General features: G+C 45.7%; 18 protein-coding genes and 1 pseudogene. All 19 read left to right on the forward strand.

Annotated elements, in window-relative coordinates; all coding sequences use genetic code 11:
• Window positions 1-206: 206 nt before the first annotated feature.
• The 19 genes and pseudogenes from HP567_RS18110 to HP567_RS18195 all read left to right on the forward strand — a co-directional run bounded on the left by HP567_RS18110 (window position 207) and on the right by HP567_RS18195 (window position 18,607).
• Window positions 207-1,694, forward strand: coding sequence for a 4-hydroxyphenylacetate 3-hydroxylase family protein (locus HP567_RS18110; protein WP_173607658.1), 1,488 nt, complete (start codon window positions 207-209; stop codon window positions 1,692-1,694).
• Window positions 1,695-1,722: 28 nt separating this feature from the next.
• Entirely contained in the window at window positions 1,723-2,259 is a 537-nt protein-coding gene (locus tag HP567_RS18115) for a 3-hydroxyanthranilate 3,4-dioxygenase (protein ID WP_173607659.1), read from the forward strand.
• On the forward strand, window positions 2,250-3,254 hold the full coding sequence (locus tag HP567_RS18120) for an amidohydrolase family protein (RefSeq protein ID WP_173608351.1): 1,005 nt from the start codon (window positions 2,250-2,252) through the stop codon (window positions 3,252-3,254). Before HP567_RS18115 ends, HP567_RS18120 begins: the two co-directional genes overlap by 10 nt.
• Entirely contained in the window at window positions 3,251-3,712 is a 462-nt protein-coding gene (locus HP567_RS18125) for a RidA family protein (RefSeq protein WP_173607660.1), read from the forward strand. Before HP567_RS18120 ends, HP567_RS18125 begins: the two co-directional genes overlap by 4 nt.
• A gap of 10 nt (window positions 3,713-3,722) precedes the next feature.
• Window positions 3,723-5,189 carry an aldehyde dehydrogenase gene (locus HP567_RS18130; RefSeq protein WP_173607661.1) on the forward strand — a complete coding sequence of 489 codons (1,467 nt, stop codon included), beginning with the start codon at window positions 3,723-3,725 and terminating at the stop codon, window positions 5,187-5,189.
• Window positions 5,190-5,221: 32 nt separating this feature from the next.
• Window positions 5,222-6,007: a 2-keto-4-pentenoate hydratase gene (locus tag HP567_RS18135; protein ID WP_173607662.1), complete on the forward strand. Its 786-nt coding sequence runs from the start codon at window positions 5,222-5,224 to the stop codon at window positions 6,005-6,007.
• A 22-nt stretch (window positions 6,008-6,029) separates the two neighbouring features.
• Complete coding sequence (locus HP567_RS18140) at window positions 6,030-6,917, forward strand: acetaldehyde dehydrogenase (acetylating) (protein ID WP_173607663.1); 888 nt, start codon at window positions 6,030-6,032, stop codon at window positions 6,915-6,917.
• Window positions 6,918-6,942: 25 nt separating this feature from the next.
• Window positions 6,943-7,965, forward strand: coding sequence for a 4-hydroxy-2-oxovalerate aldolase (gene dmpG / locus HP567_RS18145; protein ID WP_173607664.1), 1,023 nt, complete (start codon window positions 6,943-6,945; stop codon window positions 7,963-7,965).
• An 11-nt stretch (window positions 7,966-7,976) separates the two neighbouring features.
• Entirely contained in the window at window positions 7,977-8,765 is a 789-nt protein-coding gene (locus HP567_RS18150; RefSeq protein WP_173607665.1) for a 2-keto-4-pentenoate hydratase, read from the forward strand.
• 155 nt (window positions 8,766-8,920) lie between these two features.
• Window positions 8,921-9,532, forward strand: coding sequence for a TetR/AcrR family transcriptional regulator (locus HP567_RS18155; RefSeq protein WP_173607666.1), 612 nt, complete (start codon window positions 8,921-8,923; stop codon window positions 9,530-9,532).
• Window positions 9,529-10,197 carry a YqeB family protein gene (locus tag HP567_RS18160; protein WP_173607667.1) on the forward strand — a complete coding sequence of 223 codons (669 nt, stop codon included), beginning with the start codon at window positions 9,529-9,531 and terminating at the stop codon, window positions 10,195-10,197. Before HP567_RS18155 ends, HP567_RS18160 begins: the two co-directional genes overlap by 4 nt.
• A gap of 221 nt (window positions 10,198-10,418) precedes the next feature.
• The gene (locus HP567_RS18165; protein WP_173607668.1) at window positions 10,419-10,985 is read left to right on the forward strand and encodes a DUF1273 domain-containing protein; all 567 of its coding nucleotides are present in this window, start codon (window positions 10,419-10,421) and stop codon (window positions 10,983-10,985) included.
• A 478-nt stretch (window positions 10,986-11,463) separates the two neighbouring features.
• Window positions 11,464-13,026, forward strand: a complete 1,563-nt coding sequence (locus HP567_RS18170) for an FMN-binding glutamate synthase family protein (RefSeq protein ID WP_173607669.1) — start codon at window positions 11,464-11,466, stop codon at window positions 13,024-13,026.
• A gap of 400 nt (window positions 13,027-13,426) precedes the next feature.
• Complete coding sequence (locus HP567_RS18175; protein WP_173607670.1) at window positions 13,427-15,064, forward strand: ABC transporter substrate-binding protein; 1,638 nt, start codon at window positions 13,427-13,429, stop codon at window positions 15,062-15,064.
• Window positions 15,065-15,182: 118 nt separating this feature from the next.
• The gene (locus HP567_RS18180; RefSeq protein ID WP_229088060.1) at window positions 15,183-16,550 is read left to right on the forward strand and encodes a M14 family zinc carboxypeptidase; all 1,368 of its coding nucleotides are present in this window, start codon (window positions 15,183-15,185) and stop codon (window positions 16,548-16,550) included.
• Window positions 16,551-16,622: 72 nt separating this feature from the next.
• Window positions 16,623-16,937 (forward strand): terminase small subunit, encoded by a 315-nt coding sequence (locus tag HP567_RS18185; protein ID WP_173608352.1) that lies wholly within the window; start codon window positions 16,623-16,625, stop codon window positions 16,935-16,937.
• Between the two features lie 320 nt (window positions 16,938-17,257).
• A pseudogene (locus HP567_RS30030) lies at window positions 17,258-17,383 on the forward strand (hypothetical protein); the annotation flags it as partial.
• Between the two features lie 36 nt (window positions 17,384-17,419).
• The gene (locus HP567_RS18190; RefSeq protein WP_229088061.1) at window positions 17,420-17,569 is read left to right on the forward strand and encodes a hypothetical protein; all 150 of its coding nucleotides are present in this window, start codon (window positions 17,420-17,422) and stop codon (window positions 17,567-17,569) included.
• 390 nt (window positions 17,570-17,959) lie between these two features.
• Window positions 17,960-18,607, forward strand: coding sequence for a GntR family transcriptional regulator (locus HP567_RS18195; RefSeq protein ID WP_015891312.1), 648 nt, complete (start codon window positions 17,960-17,962; stop codon window positions 18,605-18,607).
• Window positions 18,608-18,786: the final 179 nt, after the last annotated feature.

Genomic DNA, 18,786 nt, shown 5'->3' on the forward strand with positions numbered 1-18,786 from the left:
CATTCGAAAGAAAAACAGAAATGATGTTAATTCGTTTACATACTCACTTGCCGATGAACCAGGTGAGCCATTCGACTTTCCCACTCCGTTTCTATTTTTCAGCCGTGATGTTAAGTGGGTTACATTTTTCAGAAGAGACAGACATTATAATGCGATTTAAGATCAAAAACGGCTCAACCAACAAAAATCTACAGGGAGGAATGGTAGTGGGAATCCGTACAGGTGACCAATACATTCGGGGCTTGAAATCACGGCAACCGGAGATTTGGCTGCAAGGCAGAAAGGTGACAAATGTATGTGAGGAAGCCGTTTTTCGACAGCCGATTCAGGAAATAGCCAAACTGTATGACATGCAGCATGACGAGAAATACCAGGAAACGATTACCCATATTTGTCAGGAGACGGGTGAGCGTGTGAACAACGCCTTTCTCGTTGCAAAGACCCCTGAGGAATTGCAGGCGAAACGAGCCGTGTACGAAGCTTATGCGGAAGCCACTTTTGGCTTGATGGGAAGAACGCCGGATTTTCTCAATATCGTCTTGACGTCGCTATACAGCAATGCGTCTTTCTTGGAAAGGTACAATCCACAGTGGGCAGAAAATGTGAAAAATTATTACAAGTATGTTCGCGATCAAGACCTGTTTTTAACGCATGCGATTATCAATCCGCAAAATGACCGCAGCAAGTCCTCGCACGAACAAAACGATGTCTACACCCATTTGGGGGCAGTAGAGGAGACGCCGGAAGGACTGATTGTCAAAGGAGCGAAAATGCTCGCGACACTGGCGCCGATCACGGATGAAGTCATCATTTACTCGTTCCCCGGGTTCCAGCCAGGAGATGAGCGTTATGCCTTGGCATTTGCCATACCGATTAACACGCCAGGCTTGCGGATCATTTGTAGAGAGCCCATGCAGGATGGGATTCGTTCCGTTTATGACCATCCATTGGCATCTCGCTTCGAAGAAATGGATGCTGTTCTTGTCTTTCATGACGTACTCGTGCCTTGGGAGCGCTTATTCCTGTACAACAATGTAGAAGCAGCCAACCTGCTTTATCCAAAGACAGGTATCGGACAACAGCCGGCGCACCAGACAGGGGTGAGAGGACTGTTGAAGCTCCAATTTGCCACGGAAGTTGCCATGCGGCTGGCAGACTCCATCGGGGTAGACGTCTATCCGAATGTCCAAAACCATCTCGGGGAGCTAGCGCAATCGCTGGAATCGGTCAGAGCGCTGCTAAAGACAGCAGAGCTGGAGTACGAGACCTTGCCGTCGGGCGAGCTCATGCCTGGTTATGTACAGCTCGAAACCATTCGCGGACTGCTTCCGAAGCTGTACCCGCGGGCGATCGAAGTCATCCAAATTATTGGAGCAGGCGGATTGCTCATGTCCCCGACAGACAGTGATATGGTGCATCCCGAGTTGGCGGAGGATATGGAAAAGTTTTATGCGGGACGAAAGGGTATCTCCGGTACAGATCGGGTTCGCCTGTTTAAGCTCGCTTGGGACCTGTGCGGCGAAGCCTTTGGACAGCGTTTGCTGCAATACGAGCGGTACTATACCGGTGATCCGGTGCGCAAATTGGCCATTTTTTACAACAACTACAAGAAGTCTCATGCTTGCACGATGGTGGATGACGCACTTAGCGTTTTTGCTGCCAAATCGGCATCGCAGACGGAGCAGGTTCTTTAAACAAGGTAAAACAGGGAGGGAATAGAGCATGGGTACATTGGCACCTATCCATTTGTGGAAGTTTATTGAGGATCACATCGATCAGCTCAAGCCACCTGTGAATAACAAGGTGATTTGGAAAGATGCAGAGCTTATGGTCATGGTAGTGGGAGGGCCGAACAAGCGGCGGGATTTTCACATTGATCCATCCGAGGAAGTCTTTTACCAGCTGAAGGGTGATTGCTTCGTAGAGATCATAAATCAGGATGGAAAGCGCGAGATCATTACGGTCAGAGAAGGGGAAATGTTCCTTCTTCCGGCGAATGTCCCGCATTCCCCACACCGGATCGCGGATACCATTGGCCTTGTGATTGAGCGCAACAGAAGTGAGGGAGAACTGGAGGACTTTGCTTGGTACTGTGATAACTGCGACCACGAAATGCATCGCGTACGGATTCAACTGACCAACATAGAGGTGCAGGTAAAAGAGGCGATCGAAGGCTTCAACAGTAATCTGGAGCTGCGTACATGCCAAAAATGCGGGCACGTCATGTCTCCGGAAGCGAGTGAGTGGAAATGCGAGTAGACTTCCATACCCACATCATTCCAGAGGATATTCCTAATCTGGCTGAACGATTTCATGGAGAGCGCTGGCCAGTTCTGCACCGCACTTGCACATGCGGGGCAACTATCATGGTCGGGGGAAAAGTATTTCGCGAAGTGACGGATCAGGTATGGGATCCCCAAAAACGGATTCATGATATGCAGCAAGAAGGCGTGGATATGCAGGTGTTGTCACCTATTCCGGTCACGTTTTCCTACTGGGCCAAGGCATCCGAAGCAGAAGTGATGGCGCGGATTCAAAACGATTTTATTGCAAAGACAGTCAACCAACATCCGAATCATTTCATCGGATTGGGGACAGTTCCCTTGCAGGACACCGAGGCAGCCATTCGGGAAATGGATCGCTGCATGCACGAGCTAGGCCTGAGAGGGATCGAAATCGGTACCAACGTAAATGGCAACAATCTGGACGACCCGGGAATGATTCCTTTTTTTGAAATGTGTCAGACATGGGATGTGCCACTCTTCGTCCATCCATGGGAGACACTGGGCAGAGAACGAATGCCGCGGCACAACTTAATGTACACCGTCGGGATGCCAAGTGAGACAGCGCTTGCCGCAGCAAGTCTTATCTTGGGAGGTGTGATCGAGAAGTTTCCGCGCCTGAAAATCTGCTTTGCCCATGGCGGCGGCTCTTTTCCTTATATTCTCCCCAGGCTGGACCAAGGCTGGAAGGTATGGCCGCATCTGCGTCTGACCGAACAACCGCCTAGTGTGTACGCGAAACAATTCTACTTTGATTCCTTGACATACGACCCACTGAACATTCCATACATGATGAAGCGCTTTGGCGAAGATAAGATCTTGATGGGCTCGGATTATCCCTTCCTGCTTCGTGAAACACCTCCCGGGGAAGTCATCGATCATACGTTGGAGCTGACTGACGGACAGAAGCGGGCGTTGCTGGGTGAAAACGCGCTTCGCTTCCTGAACATAAAGGAGATGAAAGCACTGTGAAGCATCAGACTGAAACACCGGAACAACGGCTACAGGCTATGGGCTTAGACCTGCCTGAACCGAGACAGCCTGCCGGTAATTATGTCGGTTGTGTCCAAGTGGGCAATCTCCTCTTTCTGGCAGGACAAGGGACAAATGAATATCGAGGGAAGCTGGGACAGGATGTCACGACAGAGGAAGGTTACATGGCTGCCAGGCAGTGTATGCTCAATCTGCTGGCTGTTGCCAAACATGAGCTAGGGGAGCTGAGGAGAATCAAACGAGTGGTCAAAATACTCGGATTCGTTAACAGCGACCCAGCTTTCATCGATCAGCCTACAGTCATGAATGGGGCATCCGATTTGTTGGTGGAGCTATTCGGCGAGAAAGGCAGGCATGGGCGATCCGCTGTAGGGATGGCCCAGCTCCCGCTAAATAACGCCGTAGAAGTAGAGATGATCTTGGAAATCGAGAATTAGGAGGATTCCCATGAGTCATACTGCCAAGGAAAACCCGGTAATAAAAGGCGCCAAGCTATTCATAGACGGAGCTTACGTGGACGCTGTTTCCGGTGAAACCTTTGATACGATCAATCCGGCGACAAATCTCAAGCTGGCTTCTGTGGCCAATGCAAGTGAACAGGATGTAAAAAGGGCGATTGACGTGGCGCAGCGTACGTTTGAGTCAGGCGTTTGGAGTGAGAGGTCCGTAGATGAGCGAGCCAAGATTCTCTGCAAAATGGCTGATCTGGTGATGGAGCGTGTGGACGAACTCGCTTTGGTGGAGACGCTTGATGTCGGCAAGCCGATCAAAGAAAGCCGGGGCTTCGATATTCCGAGAGCGGCAGCCAATTTGCGCTTCTTTGCCGAAATGGCTAAATACACGGTCCATGAGCATTATGAAATGCGCCATTTTATGTCCTACGCCAAATATGCTCCGGCAGGTGTGACAAGTCTGATCATTCCATGGAATTTGCCCTTTATGCAGATGACCTGGAAAGCATCGGCTGCTTTAGCGGCAGGAAATACCGTCGTGGTAAAGCCAGCTTCGTACACGCCTCTCTCGGCGGTGATGCTCGGTGAGATTGCCAATGAAGCGGGTTTGCCTGCTGGCGTGCTCAACATCATCACTGGTCCTGGCGGGACTGTCGGTACGGCAATGACGACGCATCCCCATGTGCGCCGGATCTCTTTTGTGGGAGAATCGAACACTGGAAAGATTGTCATGCAGAATGCCGCTTCGCACCTGATTCCGGTATCGCTCGAATTGGGAGGCAAATCAGCCAATATCGTGTTTGAGGATGCCGATCTTGATGAAGCGGTAAAAGGGTCGGTTGAAGCGATATTCCGCAACCAGGGCGAGATTTGTCTGGCGGGATCGCGTTTGTTGGTACAAGAAAGCGTATATGATCAGTTTCTGGACAAATTTTTGGCGGCTGTTCAAAGAATCAAGGTGGGAAATCCTCTGGAACCAGATACAGATATGGGGGCGTTGGTGTCCCGCAGTCACTTGGAAACGGTGGAGCACTACATCCAGATCGGACTGGAAGAAGGAGCCAAACTCGGTTACGGCGGAAAACGGATCAGCGGGCTGGGTGACGGCAATTTCCTGGAGCCAACCGTTCTCTATGATGTAGACAACAAAATGAGGGTGGCGCAGGAAGAGATTTTCGGTCCGGTCATCGTGATCATTCCATTTCGTTCAGAAGAGGACGCTATTCGGATCGCCAATGATTCGGCTTACGGCTTGGCAGGAGTCGTTTGGACCAACGATCTGCGGCGCGCGCATCGCGTGGCTGATCGGGTGAAGTCAGGTCTTTTATGGATCAATTGCTGGTATGTGCGTGATTTGCGAACTCCGTTTGGCGGTGCCAAGGACAGCGGGATTGGCCGCGAAGGCGGGCGTCACAGCTTCGAATTCTACTCCGAGGTCAAGACAGTCACCCTAAAATTATAGCGAGAAGAACAGCAAATCAGGGAGGGAGCCGTGTGGACATAGAAAAAATCACGCGATTCGCCGATCATTTAGCGGCGGCGAGTCGTGAAGGGGTGGGAGTATCGCCACTCACTTTACTGGATCCGCAAATCAGCGAAATAGAGGCATACCACGTTCAATTGAAGACGATTGAGCGAAAAGTCACAGCAGGCGCGAGGATTACAGGGAAGAAAATCGGCCTGACCTCTCGTGCCATGCAGACACTGCTTGGCGTGGAACAGCCAGACTATGGACATCTTTTGGACGACATGGTCGTGGAAAACAACGGAGAACTGCCTTTCGAGCATGTCCTTTCGCCAAAGGTTGAAGCAGAAATTGCTTTCCTGCTGAAGCGAGATTTGGAAGGGCCACATGTAACCACTTATGACGTCTTAATGGCAACGGAATATGTAGTGCCTGCTTTGGAAATCGTGGACAGCCGTATCGCCAACTGGCAAATCAAACTGGAAGACACCATTGCGGACAATGCATCCTCCGGCTTCTACGTGCTGGGTGGACATCCTATGAAACCGCAAGATCTGGATCTTCCTCTGGCAGGAATGGCATTTTATAAAAATCAAGAGCTGGTCAATACCGGTGTAGGTGCCGCCGCGTTAGGCAATCCTGCATCTTGTGTAGCATGGTTAGCGAACAAGCTGTACGAATTAGGGATAACACTCCAAGCGGGAGAAATCATCTTGTCCGGTGCGTTATCGGCAGCGGTCGAAGCGAAGCCTGGCGATGTATTTCATACACGGATTGCTGGACTTGGTTCTGTAGGAGTCAGGTTTAGTAAGTAAAAAACACGAAAGGAGTGCGTGTATGAAGAAAGTAAAGGTAGCCATACTGGGCTCGGGTAACATTGGGACAGACCTGATGATCAAGCTGGGAAGGTCGCCAGTTCTTGAACTGACGTCCATGATTGGAATCGATCCTGATTCGGATGGTCTGCGTAGAGCAAAGGCAGCTGGTTACTACGTATTTGACGGCGGATTACAACCGTTTTTGGAAAGCAGTGCGGATCTTGCGGATATCGTCTTTGACGCTACTTCTGCCCATGCGCATATTCGGCATGCGAAGGCGCTCCAGGAGGCTGGAAAGCTCGCCATCGATCTTACGCCTGCCGCTGTAGGGCCCTTTGTCGTACCATCTGTGAATCTCGGTGCACATTTGAATGAAAAAAACATCAATTTGATCACATGTGGCGGCCAGGCTACTATTCCGATTGTTCATGCGATAGGGAGTGTGAGTCCGGTCAGCTACGCAGAGATCGTGGCCACTATTTCCAGTAAAAGCGCTGGTCCTGGCACACGTTCCAAAATCGACGAATTTACGGAGACGACCGCACATGGTATCGAAGCGATTGGCGGAGCGAAGAAAGGCAAGGCGATCATCATCCTGAATCCGGCAGAACCGCCGATCCTGATGAGGGATACTGTCTATGCAGTAGTGGAGGAAGGAGCGGACCGACAGGCGATCGTGAAGGCTATTCATCAGACCGTCTCCTATATTCAATCATACGTTCCTGGTTACCGCCTACGCTCAGAACCGATCTTTGATGAAAACAAAATCACCGTGTTTTTGGAAGTGGAAGGCGCGGGCGACTACCTCCCTACTTATTCAGGCAATCTGGATATCATGACGGCGACAGCGGTGAAGGTAGCAGAGGAATATGCCAAGCAAGCTATCGGCATCGGCACGAGTATATAGCCACGAATGAAAGGAGGAACCGCAAATGACTCGTGATATTGTGATCACTGAAGTAGCGCTTCGAGATGGAAGCCATGCGATCAATCACCAGTTTACCGTGGAGCAAGTAGTCGAAGTGGCGCGCGCATTAGATGAAGCAAACGTACCGTATATTGAAGTCTCCCATGGAGATGGATTGGCCGGATCGTCCCTGCAATATGGTCTGTCCAGAACCCCCGAGCTGGAGCTGATCGAGGCTGCTGTTTCCGTTTGTAAACAAGCGAAAGTGGGCGTGCTCCTGCTGCCGGGAATCGGCACGATCAAAGATTTGAAGACAGCCTCAGGCCTAGGGGTAGGCATGGCACGAATCGCCACACATGCGACCGAAGCGGACGTTTCCGCTCAGCATATTTATCAAGCGAAAGAGCTTGGCTTGACGACAGTTGGCTTTTTGATGATGGCGCATATGGCTGCTCCGGAAAAACTGGCGGAGCAAGCTGGACTCATGCAAAGCTATGGAGCCGATGTCGTGTACATCGTCGATTCTGCTGGCGCTCTGCTACCTGATCAAGCAGGGGAACGAGTCCGATCATTGAAGCAATGTCTGAATATTCCCATTGGCTTCCATGCACACAATAATTTGTCTTTAGCCATGGCCAATACGCTCGTCGCCATTCAAGAGGGTGCCACCTGGATTGACGGCAGTGTTCGGTGCTTGGGTGCAGGTGCGGGCAATACACAGACCGAGGTTCTCCTAGCTGTGCTGGATCGAATGGGCATTCAGACGGGCGTCGATTTGTACAAAATGATGGATCTGGCGGAGGATATCGTGTCGCCGATTCTTCAAGTACCTCAGGAAATTACCAGAGACGCTCTCGTTCTCGGATACGCGGGTGTTTATTCCAGTTTCCGGCTTCATGCCGAGCGTGCAGCCAGGAAATTCGGTATCGATTCCCGGGATATTTTGATCGAGCTGGGAAAACGAAAGGTCGTGGGCGGACAAGAAGACATGATCTTGGATGTCGCAGCGGAAATCGCCCAACGGTACAGCTCTACCAAAATGATTTAGGGGGGATCAGCGTGCAATCGGAACTATTATACAAAAGGCTAGCTCAGAAGCTGGTGGATGCGGAGTTGAATAGGGAGGAGGTTGTGAAGCTGACAGCTGAATACCCCGATCTGACCGTGGAAGATGGATATCGTATCCAAAATGAGCTTGTCTCCCTCAAGCTTCAGCAGGGTCATCGAATCTTTGCCTCTAAAATGGGTTTGACCAGTCAGGCAAAAATGAAGCAGATGAATGTGCACGAACCGATTCGGGGCTATATTTTTGACTATATGAATATCGAGGACGGGATTCTGCCGATCAATGAATTGATTCATCCCAAGGTGGAAGCGGAAATTGCCTTTGTTTTGCGTGAGGATTTGGAAGGACCGGGCATCACGGAGGCTCATGTTCTGGCAGCCACTGACTATGTGGTTCCCGCTCTGGAGATTATCGACAGCAGGTATGCGCAGTTCCAGTTTACCTTGCCGGATGTCATTGCGGACAATACTTCGTCTTCCCGTGTATTTATCGGGTCGACATGGAGACAGCCTGATGAACTTGAACTCGATTTGGTTGGCGTTACCCTTTCGATCAATGGCGAGCTCAAAGACTTGGGGGCTGGTGCGGCAGTTCTCGGTCATCCAGCCCGCTCAGTCGCAATGCTGGCGAATATGCTTGCTCGCGAAGGTCGCAAGCTGCAAAAGGGAGATTTGATTTTGTCCGGGGGCATTACCGGTTCCCATCAGCTACGGGAAGGAGATGTCGTAAGTGCCAAATGGGGTGGCCTCGGAAGTATGGAGTTCGTAGTGAAAATGGGTTAGGCAGTAAGGCGAAAAGCCGAGAAGAATGCAGGGAGTTATCCCGTATTCTCACGGCTTCTTTTTATGTTGGGAGCCGAATATTTTACCTCCATCTTGACAATCAGCGAAATTAGCGGCTATTATCTAACTAACGTTAGGTAGAAAATGGTGATAAAATGAATAAAAGCGAAGCAACACGACAAAAAATTCTTGAAACGACCACATGGTTGATCGGACAGTATGGAATTGAAAAAGCCTCCCTTTCCATGATTGCTCATTCTGTAGGCATACAGAAGCCATCCATCTATTATTATTACTCTTCGAAAGAGGAACTAATAGACGCTGTTTTCGCTTGGATTTTAGAAGGGTATAGTTTTGAACAATACTTTCAAATTCATGAGTATACGAAAAAGAATTTTGTAGAGAAGATGGTTCGTGACGGCTTGCAATTATTGGTTGAAGAGACTACAGATACACAAATGCTTGTTGTACAGGTATTAAATGAGTTTCTTATATATGGGAGCCGAGAATCTTCCCATAATAAAGAGTACCGATTAAAAATTAAGGCCGTACAGGAAGGCTTTATTGACGGTTTTTTTCGATTACTACAAAAAGGGGAAGAATTTGGTCATACGGATTCAAAAGGCTTGCGTGAAAAAGCATGTGTACTAGCGTTAACACTCGATAACTTATCAAATTATCCGTTGATTGGCATTCAACTGGATGTTTCAGCTGTATGGAGAGAAACCATTACAAGCGTATTATCTAACAAAGGAGACTTTACATGAGTGAGAATCATACATTATTAAATTTTTCAAAAACGGACAAGATTATCTTGTGGCTTGGTTTCCCTCTTATCGGTTTAGTGTTCGGCTGGTTTCTTCCGAGTATTGCTAAATGGGGCAGTTCTTTGCCGTGGATACCTTTCCAGGGGCCCTTACAACTAATTGCCTCCTATAACGGAGCATGGGTAGGCATTGTTACTATGATCCTTGGCTTGATTGCAGGGATTGTCTTGACTCTACTCTCTTTTCATGAAAGCTTAGAAACGTCTGTATATGATGATAAAGTCACATGTAAAATTAGAGATGATGAAATTCTCTTCAAAAAGCAAGATATCTCCCTTGTATTTGTGGATAACAAGCAATTGGTGTTTTTAGGTAAAGATGAGAAAGAACTATTTCGTTGTAAGCAAGAGCTTCCGAAAAGCACAGTTGGTGCTGCATTTCGAAAACATCATTATGTTTGGAGCGATACGGATCCATTTCAACATGACTTTAAAATATGGGTTGTGGATTCTCCCGACCTATCTCCTGCTGTGAATGCTCTATTAAAAGCAAGGGGAATAGCAATTGAAAAAGGAGATGATAAGGAAGCTTTTCAATTGGCTCAAGAACTTTGGAAACTAAGAGTATCTGTAAAAGAAAAGGACAAAAGGCAATATTATCGATAAGATCAGCAGGTATTTCAATATTCTCGTCTTGTGAGGTTAAGCAGCTGTTTTACAGCTTTTTTGGGCACATTTCAGCTTGGAGGGTGAAAAATTACACCTTCGCTTTTTGATAGAGGATTTATTATCTCGATCATCGGAATTTAGGAGACCAACTACCTTTGTGATAATATAAGAAAAAATGAGACGAAGCGCTAGAGTTCTTTTAAATTTGAGGTGGCAACATGTTAAAACGGTTATTTGTATCAGGATACAAGGCTCACGAGCTTGGCATTTTCAATGAAAAAAATCCGGGCTTAGCGATAATTAAGAAAGCACTGAAGCGGGAACTCGCAAGATTCCTTGAAGAAGAATTGGAATGGGTCATCATATCAGGTCAACTAGGGGTAGAAATGTGGGCAGCCGAAACTGTTCTGGAATTGAAAAAGGAGTATCCGCATCTAAAACTGGCGGTAATTACTCCGTTTTTGAATCAAGAGGAAAAGTGGAAGGAAGAGACCCAGGATTACTACCGAAATATTGTGATGCAAGCTGATTATATCAATAGTGTCTATCAAACTCCTTATCAGGGAGCTTGGCAGCTTGGAGAGAAAGACAAATTCTTGCTAGCCAATTCTGACGGTATCTTGTTAGTTTACGATGAAGAAAACGAAGGCTCCCCGAAATTTCTAAGTAAGCTCGCCGCAAAAAAAGCGGATACGGGCGATTATCAGTTGTTTCGAATTAACGCATATGACTTACAGACCATAGCAGAGGAACAGCAACAAGAATTATACAATGACAACTTCTAATCAAACAGCGACAAACCTAGGATTTTTAGTCACAAACTTCCTCAAGCTTATAACGGCTGCCTTTTTCTAGTTTAAGGCCATAGAGTTTGGGGGCATCATATAGGAACTCCACAAAAAGGAACCGCAAAGCTAAAGTCAAAAAAGCCTTTCTGCCGGGACAACCGGATGGAAAGGCTTTTTTTGACTCTATGCATGAAATTCCTGCTACCCTCCTGTCCATGTCAGTTCGATCTGGTGCTGAACAAACATAAATCGTATTCGCCCCGGGAGGTTCGGCGGGTGCTCACTGGCGTTTTTGTGGGAATAAACTTGTCTAACTGGATAATACTACAGGAGGAAAAGAATACGATACTGCGGTAAACCAAAAGATGGTAAAACACAAAATTTCTGAAAATCTTGCCACTATCACTAACCTGCGCATGGATCATTCTTATCTGCCTGTACGCTTTTGCTAACGGTATCGAAGGGGAGAAGTGTAATGGGAAGTAAATGGATGTCTTTTGACATCGGATCATTTACGGGTACAATGACAGCCATTCTATTTTCAGGAATTCTAGCTCTTATTTTTTCAAGGTCGTTGCTGCAATGGATCATTGGCCGGTTCACGAAGCGGCTCATGAATGAACGGTATCCCGAAAACATTTGGGAAATGGTAACAGCACTGACTCGCCTGTCACCAAGAATTGTGATTGAAAATAGCTTGCGCGCTTCAGAAGGGGCAGTTATAGAAAGACCATTTGGGAGTCCGCGTAAATTTCTTACTTACGACGGACTTATCTTTTCACCGGCACAACTGGCCACGTTAGTTACCCCTGAAAATGTAGATGTAGATATGCGGATTACCATCGGGCCTCAGGCAAAAAAACCTTTGTCTCTGGAAATGCCCATTATGGCGGGAGGAATGGGATATGGGATTGGTGTGTCAGAGAAAGCAAAGATAGCGATTGCAAAAGGAACCGCTGCGGTCGGCACTTTAACAAATACGGGTGAAGGGGGATTTTTACCCGAAGAAAGACAAAACGCCAAACATTTAATTATTCAATACCACAGCGGCAAGTGGTCAAAAGAGCCAGAAATTCTCAAACAGGCCGATGCGATTGAAATCCATATCGGCCAAGGAGCCATTGCGGGTGCGGCAACTTTTATCCCTTCGGAGTACGTTCAAGGAAGAGCCAGAAAAATCTTGAAGGTGGAGAATGATGATTATGTCGTCATTCCTTCCAGGCATAAGGATATCAATAAACCACAAGATCTTCGCAAAGTAGTTGATCATCTGCGCGCCCTTACTGGTGGAATCCCCATTGGAGTTAAAATATGTGCAAGCGCAAAGATTGAAGCCGATTTGGAAGTCGCCATTTTTGCTGGGGTTGATTTTGTAAGCATTGACGGCGGACAGGCAGGATCTAAGGGCGGACCTCCCATCCTGGAAGACGATTTTGGAATCCCCACCATTTATGCTGTTTCACGTGCCGTACAATACTTACAAAAACGCGGGGTGAAGGAAAGAATTACCTTGTTAAGCGGAGGAGGATACTTCACGCCATCTGATTGCCTAAAAGCATTTGCGTTAGGTGTTGATGGTGTCTATATGGGGACGGCTCTCTTGTGGGCAATGACGCATGATCAGGTAACAAAAGCAGTTCCTTGGGAACCTCCTACTCAACTTGTTTTTTATCCGGGAAGTTTAACTGCTCAATTTGATGTGCAAGAAGCAGCAAAGTATTTAGAGAACTTTCTTACGTCGTTTGTGGAAGAAATGAAGGTCGCAATTCTTGCATTGGGAAAAACATCTGTTCATCAAGTTGGCGTTGATGATCTTGCAGCTCTTGATGAATTGACGAGCAAGATAACAAAAGTTCCTCTTGCCTATGAACCGTATATCCCGACAAAAGAGTTTATGGAATCGCTTTTGGTTCCGAGCGAGAATGACAGTGATCAATCGATGCCTGATCCCTCCGAACAGAGTAACGAAAACAAGAAGAAGCAGTTTTTCTTAAAACATAGAAACCGCTTGAAAACAACTCAGTCCAGATCGGATTAACGTAGTTCGGGGATTTTTCATCCGAAAAATAATGTGTACGGAAGAGGCTTTATGACAAAACAAGTAGGTGAATAGGAGCACCTGTTATTTTGCCAAATGGCCGCATTCTCTTGATTCCATTCCCTTCTCTCCAACGCTCCGATCACTCTAACAATACGATAATAAAATAAGACTGAGCTGAAATTTCAGCACGCGCAGGGAGCTTCTTAAACAAGCTCCCTATTCTTTTGAAGAAACATATTGTCGAAAACTAACGATTGAATCTCCTCTTGCTGGAGGTTTTATAATCGGGACCAGGGGGCTAATGCCGGCGCTTTAAACGTAAAGGAGGTCAGATATATTTTCAAAATTATGTCGTCATGTAGATTTTTTAAAAAATACAGAACAAGGGAGCTGTAACATGGTAAAGAAGAAGAAACAGAGATTTCATGGCATTATTTTAGGATTACTAATTATGATATGTACGTCGTTGGTGATTGCATGCAGCACACAATCAACCACATCTGAACCAAATCAACAGCCAGAGGCTGACAAACCAAAGACAGGCGGATCCATCACTGTGGCTTACGCAAGTGAAGCAGATACCCTAGATGTTCACAAGTCAGTTGGTAACGATATGGGTGTTACTTGGAATATGGGTGGATCGCTGGTCTACAAGGATCCTGTTACAAAAGAATTCAAACCTAATCTCGCAAGTGAATTTAAGATTTCAGAGGATGGAAAAACGTACACCTTTACCATTCGTTCTGATGTTACGTTTCACGATGGAACACCTCTAACTGCCAAAAGTTTTAAGGATACCTTTGAACGCATTAAGGATCCGAAAACAAAAGCAAAACTGGCGGGAATAGTTATGATGCCGGTGAAGAGCGTCAGTGCCCCTGATGATAAAACCCTCATCCTTGAATTACATGAACCCAATGTGTCGATTCTTGAAGATTTAGGCACCGGTATAACTCAACCGCTATCCATGAAGGCCATTGAAAAATATGGTGAGGAATATGGACGAAATCCTGTGGGAATGGGTCCATGGAAGTTTGAGAGCTGGAAGGCTGGCGAGGGGGTTACATTGGTTCGCAATGAAGCCTTTAAGTGGGCCATGCCGCTCTATGAAAATCAAGGACCGCCAAGAGCTGATAAACTGGTGATCAAAACAATTCCAGATAAAAGTGTTATGTTGGCCGCTTTGGAAAATGGTACCATCGATATTGCATTCGATGTACCCGCAAAAGATATCAAGAAGTATCGAAATAACCCAAAATATCAGGTTCTGGAACTTTTACGGGCTGGGATACCTCTTAGTTTATATATGAACTTGACAAAACCGGAGTTCCAGGATATCCAAGTTCGAAAAGCATTCAATATGCTGGTTAATAAACAAGCGATGGTCCAGGCGGTTTTGATGGGTGAAGGAGAGGTTGCCCAATCGTTGTTATCCCCTTCAACATTGGGGTATGATAAGTCATTGGAAAAATACGGGTACCAATACAATGTGGAAGAAGCAAAGAAGCTCCTTGACGCTGCTGGATGGAAGGTAAACGGAGAAGGCCTGAGAGAAAAGGATGGAAAAGTATTTACCCTTTCCTTTATGATTTCGGCTAGGTTTGAGATGCAAGCTCAGTTGCTGCAAGCTATGCTGGGCGAGGTGGGTATCAAAGCTACCATTCAAAATTTAGAGGAGTCAGCGTATAGTGATGGACTAATGAAAGGAAATTTTGATGTAACGCTGGTTACTTATAGTTACGATGACCCTGATGCTTTATATCAAAGTTTCCACTCTAGCCAAATTGGTGCTGGCTTTAACATAAGTGGTCTAAAAGACGGCAAGCTGGATGCCTTATTAACAAAAGGACGTGCAACCGCTGAAACGAAAGCCAGAAAACAGGTATATGTAGATGCCCAACAACATCTCCTTGGGCAAGCATATGCTGTTCCCATCTATAGTGACAAGATCTTTGTGGTAGTAAGCTCGCGAGTAAAAGGCGTGAAATGGTCGTCCTATACTCCCAATTTCCAAGATAGCTGGGTAGAAAAATAAACGGAGTCTTTCCGTCTACGTCAAGAACCTAATCGATACGTTACAGGAATAGCATCTTTTTAGAATGACTTGGAAGATTGCATCAGACGAGGGGGAATAATCGATGAATTTTCAACATGTGATTGATAAGGTGCCAGACTACAAGGTTTTTCTAACAGTAGATGAAATGGATGAAAGCACCAGAAGGCTGGCCGAAGAGTTTCCTGATGCTGTAACCGTATTTGAGGCGGGAAAGTCCCGCGATGGACACCCCATTCCATGTATCAAAATCGGAGACGGGCCCAAAAATGCGTTATGCTTTGCCTGCCCGCATCCTAACGAGCCAATTGGCGCGATGACGATGGAATATCTCTCCCGGGCATTGGCAGAGGACAAGGCCTTGCGCGACGAGCTGGGCTTCACGTGGTACATCATCAAATGTGTTGACCCTGATGGTACGCGACTAAATGAAAATTGGTTTAAAGGACCATACAATATTTTTAACTACATTAGAAATTACTATAGACCTGTCGGCTACGAGCAGGTGGAATGGACTTTTCCTTTTGAATATAAAGAATATCGCTTTGACAAACCATTGCCTGAAACGCAAGTGCTTATGAAAATCATAGACGAGACTAGACCTGTGTTTATGTATTCATTACACAATGGGGGGTTATGCGGTGCCTATTGGTATATTTCACACGATTTGCCAGAATTATACGAAGGATTTCACAATTCAGCAAGGAAAGAAGACGTGCCTTTAGATCTAGGAGAACCAGAGACGCCATTTGCGACAGAGTTTGCTCCGGCCATCTTCAGTTTAAACGGGCAAGACGAATACTATGATTATATGGAGAAACATACAGGAAAAGCCCCGACACTTGATGTGGGGGCAGACAGCCACACATACGCCTCTTCGAAAGCGGATTGTGTAACATTAATCACCGAGCTGCCATATTTTTTCGATCCACGAATAGAGGATCAGAGTGACTCAGATATCTCCCGCAGAGAGGCACTTCTGACCGAAGCAGATCAAAGTGAGGCTTTTTTTGAAATGCTGGAGGGACTTTTGGGTGGCATACGGTCCTATATTTCAAAGGATAACCCGTTTTTCAAGTTGATGGACCCATCTTCCCCGGCACGCAAAGAAAGGAACGAAGCACAGAGAAAATGGGCAATGAGCGATCCTGAATTTGAAAAGCCGGCAAAGGGTTCCCAAGTTTTCAGCAGTTTCGTGGTATCGAAGTTTTATCGAGGATTGAGCTTGGGACTAGCGGTACGCACTTGCGAATATGAGCTAGAGCGGCTAGCAAAGGAAGGTTCAACCGACCAAGAGGCAATTACAAAATTGAAAGCAGTGCTGCAAGAAGGGCTTCGCCAATTGCGACAGTATACGGATAAGCTGGAACGAGAACTAAACTATACAGTTATTCCCATTCAGAAATTGGTACGTATTCAGTTGGAATCCGGTTTACTAGTCTCCAATCACATCAGCAAGAATCGGTAGTCTTGCTGATTAATAGCAAATAGGAGGGGGCATACCCCTCCTATTTGCTATTAATCGTTGAAAGCTTAAGCAATTGGCTGGGAAAACCCGCGAAAACCTCAAATTAAAGCCGAGATCAAGCGTCAAAAGGAAGCAACGGCTGATAACCAGGGACTTGGGGTTATCGCAGAATACATGAAGATTGTATTCGCGGACATTACAGACCTGATAGAATTTGCTCAAATGGATGAACCGTTGTTTGATGGAGAAGGTAGACCAGACATCGATCCTGTAACCAGCAATCATATGTGTTGTCTATTGATAGACGGCACAGTTGTAGGAGAGGTAAAACTGGGGAAGGACGGCATAAGAATCAAACTGCATGACAAGCTGTTAATAAGCAGATAATGGGGCGTAGAACATTCATTCTAGCAAGTAAATTTTATCCAAAAAGTAAGTAATGCCAGATGGATGATCTAGGAGGATTAAATTGTTTCTAAACACCACGACTGCACCAAAATGAATTAGGATTTTATTCCATATCAATGTGCTTCATAAGGAAGGCTCCAGTTATTTATGTTGAGATACTGCTAGAGGCAATTGAATCACTGAGAATATGTGAGGGTTAACGTTATGAAGAGATTACTTAACTCATTCTTTGTTACATCATTAATGTTAGGGTTACAATATCTTTCCCTTCAGCTCTCCATGCTATTGGAACTACTCAGATCCAAAAAGGCTCAGTTCGATCCGATTTTGATACTGATCAGTATAAATCTGACATTGAATACGTTATTGAAAAGAGAGTGATGTGGAAGTACCCTGATGGAACATTTAGACCTACAACTCAAATGACACAAAGTCAGCTCCTAACTACTCTGGTTACCGTCATGCAATTGAAAGAAAAGGCACCTCTGGCCCAATTACCTCCAGGTCACTGGGAGAAAGACATTTATGAAAAGGCAAACAAGGTAGGAATTCTTAAGGGAGTGACGATTGATCCCATTCGACTTTTGACCAAAGAAGAAGCAGCGGTTTGAATCGGATTGATGAATAGAAATCATCATGAGAGTATAAGGCATAGAAAATATATACAACTTACCCAAGGCATAAGAAATAATCTGTATCGAAAAGCACGTGTAACCATTTGGTCGCAAGGTGTTATTAAATTAAACAAAACTGCACTTCAAAATCCAAATCAAAATGCCACTCCTGAGAAAAGTGTTCAAGAAAGGAATTAAAAATGATCGGAAGAATTGGTGGCGGACCAGCCAGACCAACCAATTGGAAACATTCGTACAACTGGACAAACAACCGGGATACATTTACATTTCGAGGTTCTTGTAGCAGGGGGGGTACACCTTGAACAAAAGATTGTGCAATGCTACCATAATATTAAATACAAAATATTATTTTGATTGAGGTGAACGATGATTACTCGCAAATACGACTCATTAAAAGACCACGTATACAAATATATTGCTTCGCGAATCCAGAATGGAACATTGCTGCCAAATCACAAGATTAATGAAGCAGAGATCTGTGAAAAGCTGGAGGTCAGCAGGACTCCCGTTCGGGAAGCACTCATCCAGTTGTCCTCGGATAATCTCCTGGAGTATATTCCGAGACGCGGCTTTCTCGTAAAGGAACTAAATACGAAAGAAAAGTTGGATGTATTCGCCGTCATTGGTTCATTGGATGCCTTGGCTGCACGGTTGTCAATGGAGTTTATCACGGACAGTGATATGTCCATGATGGAGGAGTATATACGGAAAATTGATGTGTCGATCCAAGAGAACAATTACGATGATTATCAAAAATATCAAACCGCTTTCCATAAGGTGTACATCGACAAGTGCAACAACCATACACTGATTACGATGATGGAATCATTGCAAAACAGTTTTATTCGGCAGTCCTATTTGAGCAACGACTCGGAAAAACTGTATGTCATCTTAAAACAAATGAACGACCAACATAAACAGATCTTGCGTTATTTTAAAGAACGAGATTCAGATGCTTTGGCGAACTTGATCCAATTCCATCACTGGAAGATTGAGCATCCTGAGATGATTTAATAGAAATAAGTTTGACTGGTCGACAAGAGTAGTAACAACTCTTGTCGTTTTTATAAATAAAAAAATTAAGACTATTGTGTTTTCTAGAAACGAATAATACAATACAAAATATACAATATACTAAACACAAAAAACATCACGAATGTTCATCATTGAATAGGAGGTGTTTACCAATGATT

The organism is Brevibacillus sp. M2.1A (assembly GCF_013284355.2).
Classification (GTDB): domain Bacteria; phylum Bacillota; class Bacilli; order Brevibacillales; family Brevibacillaceae; genus Brevibacillus.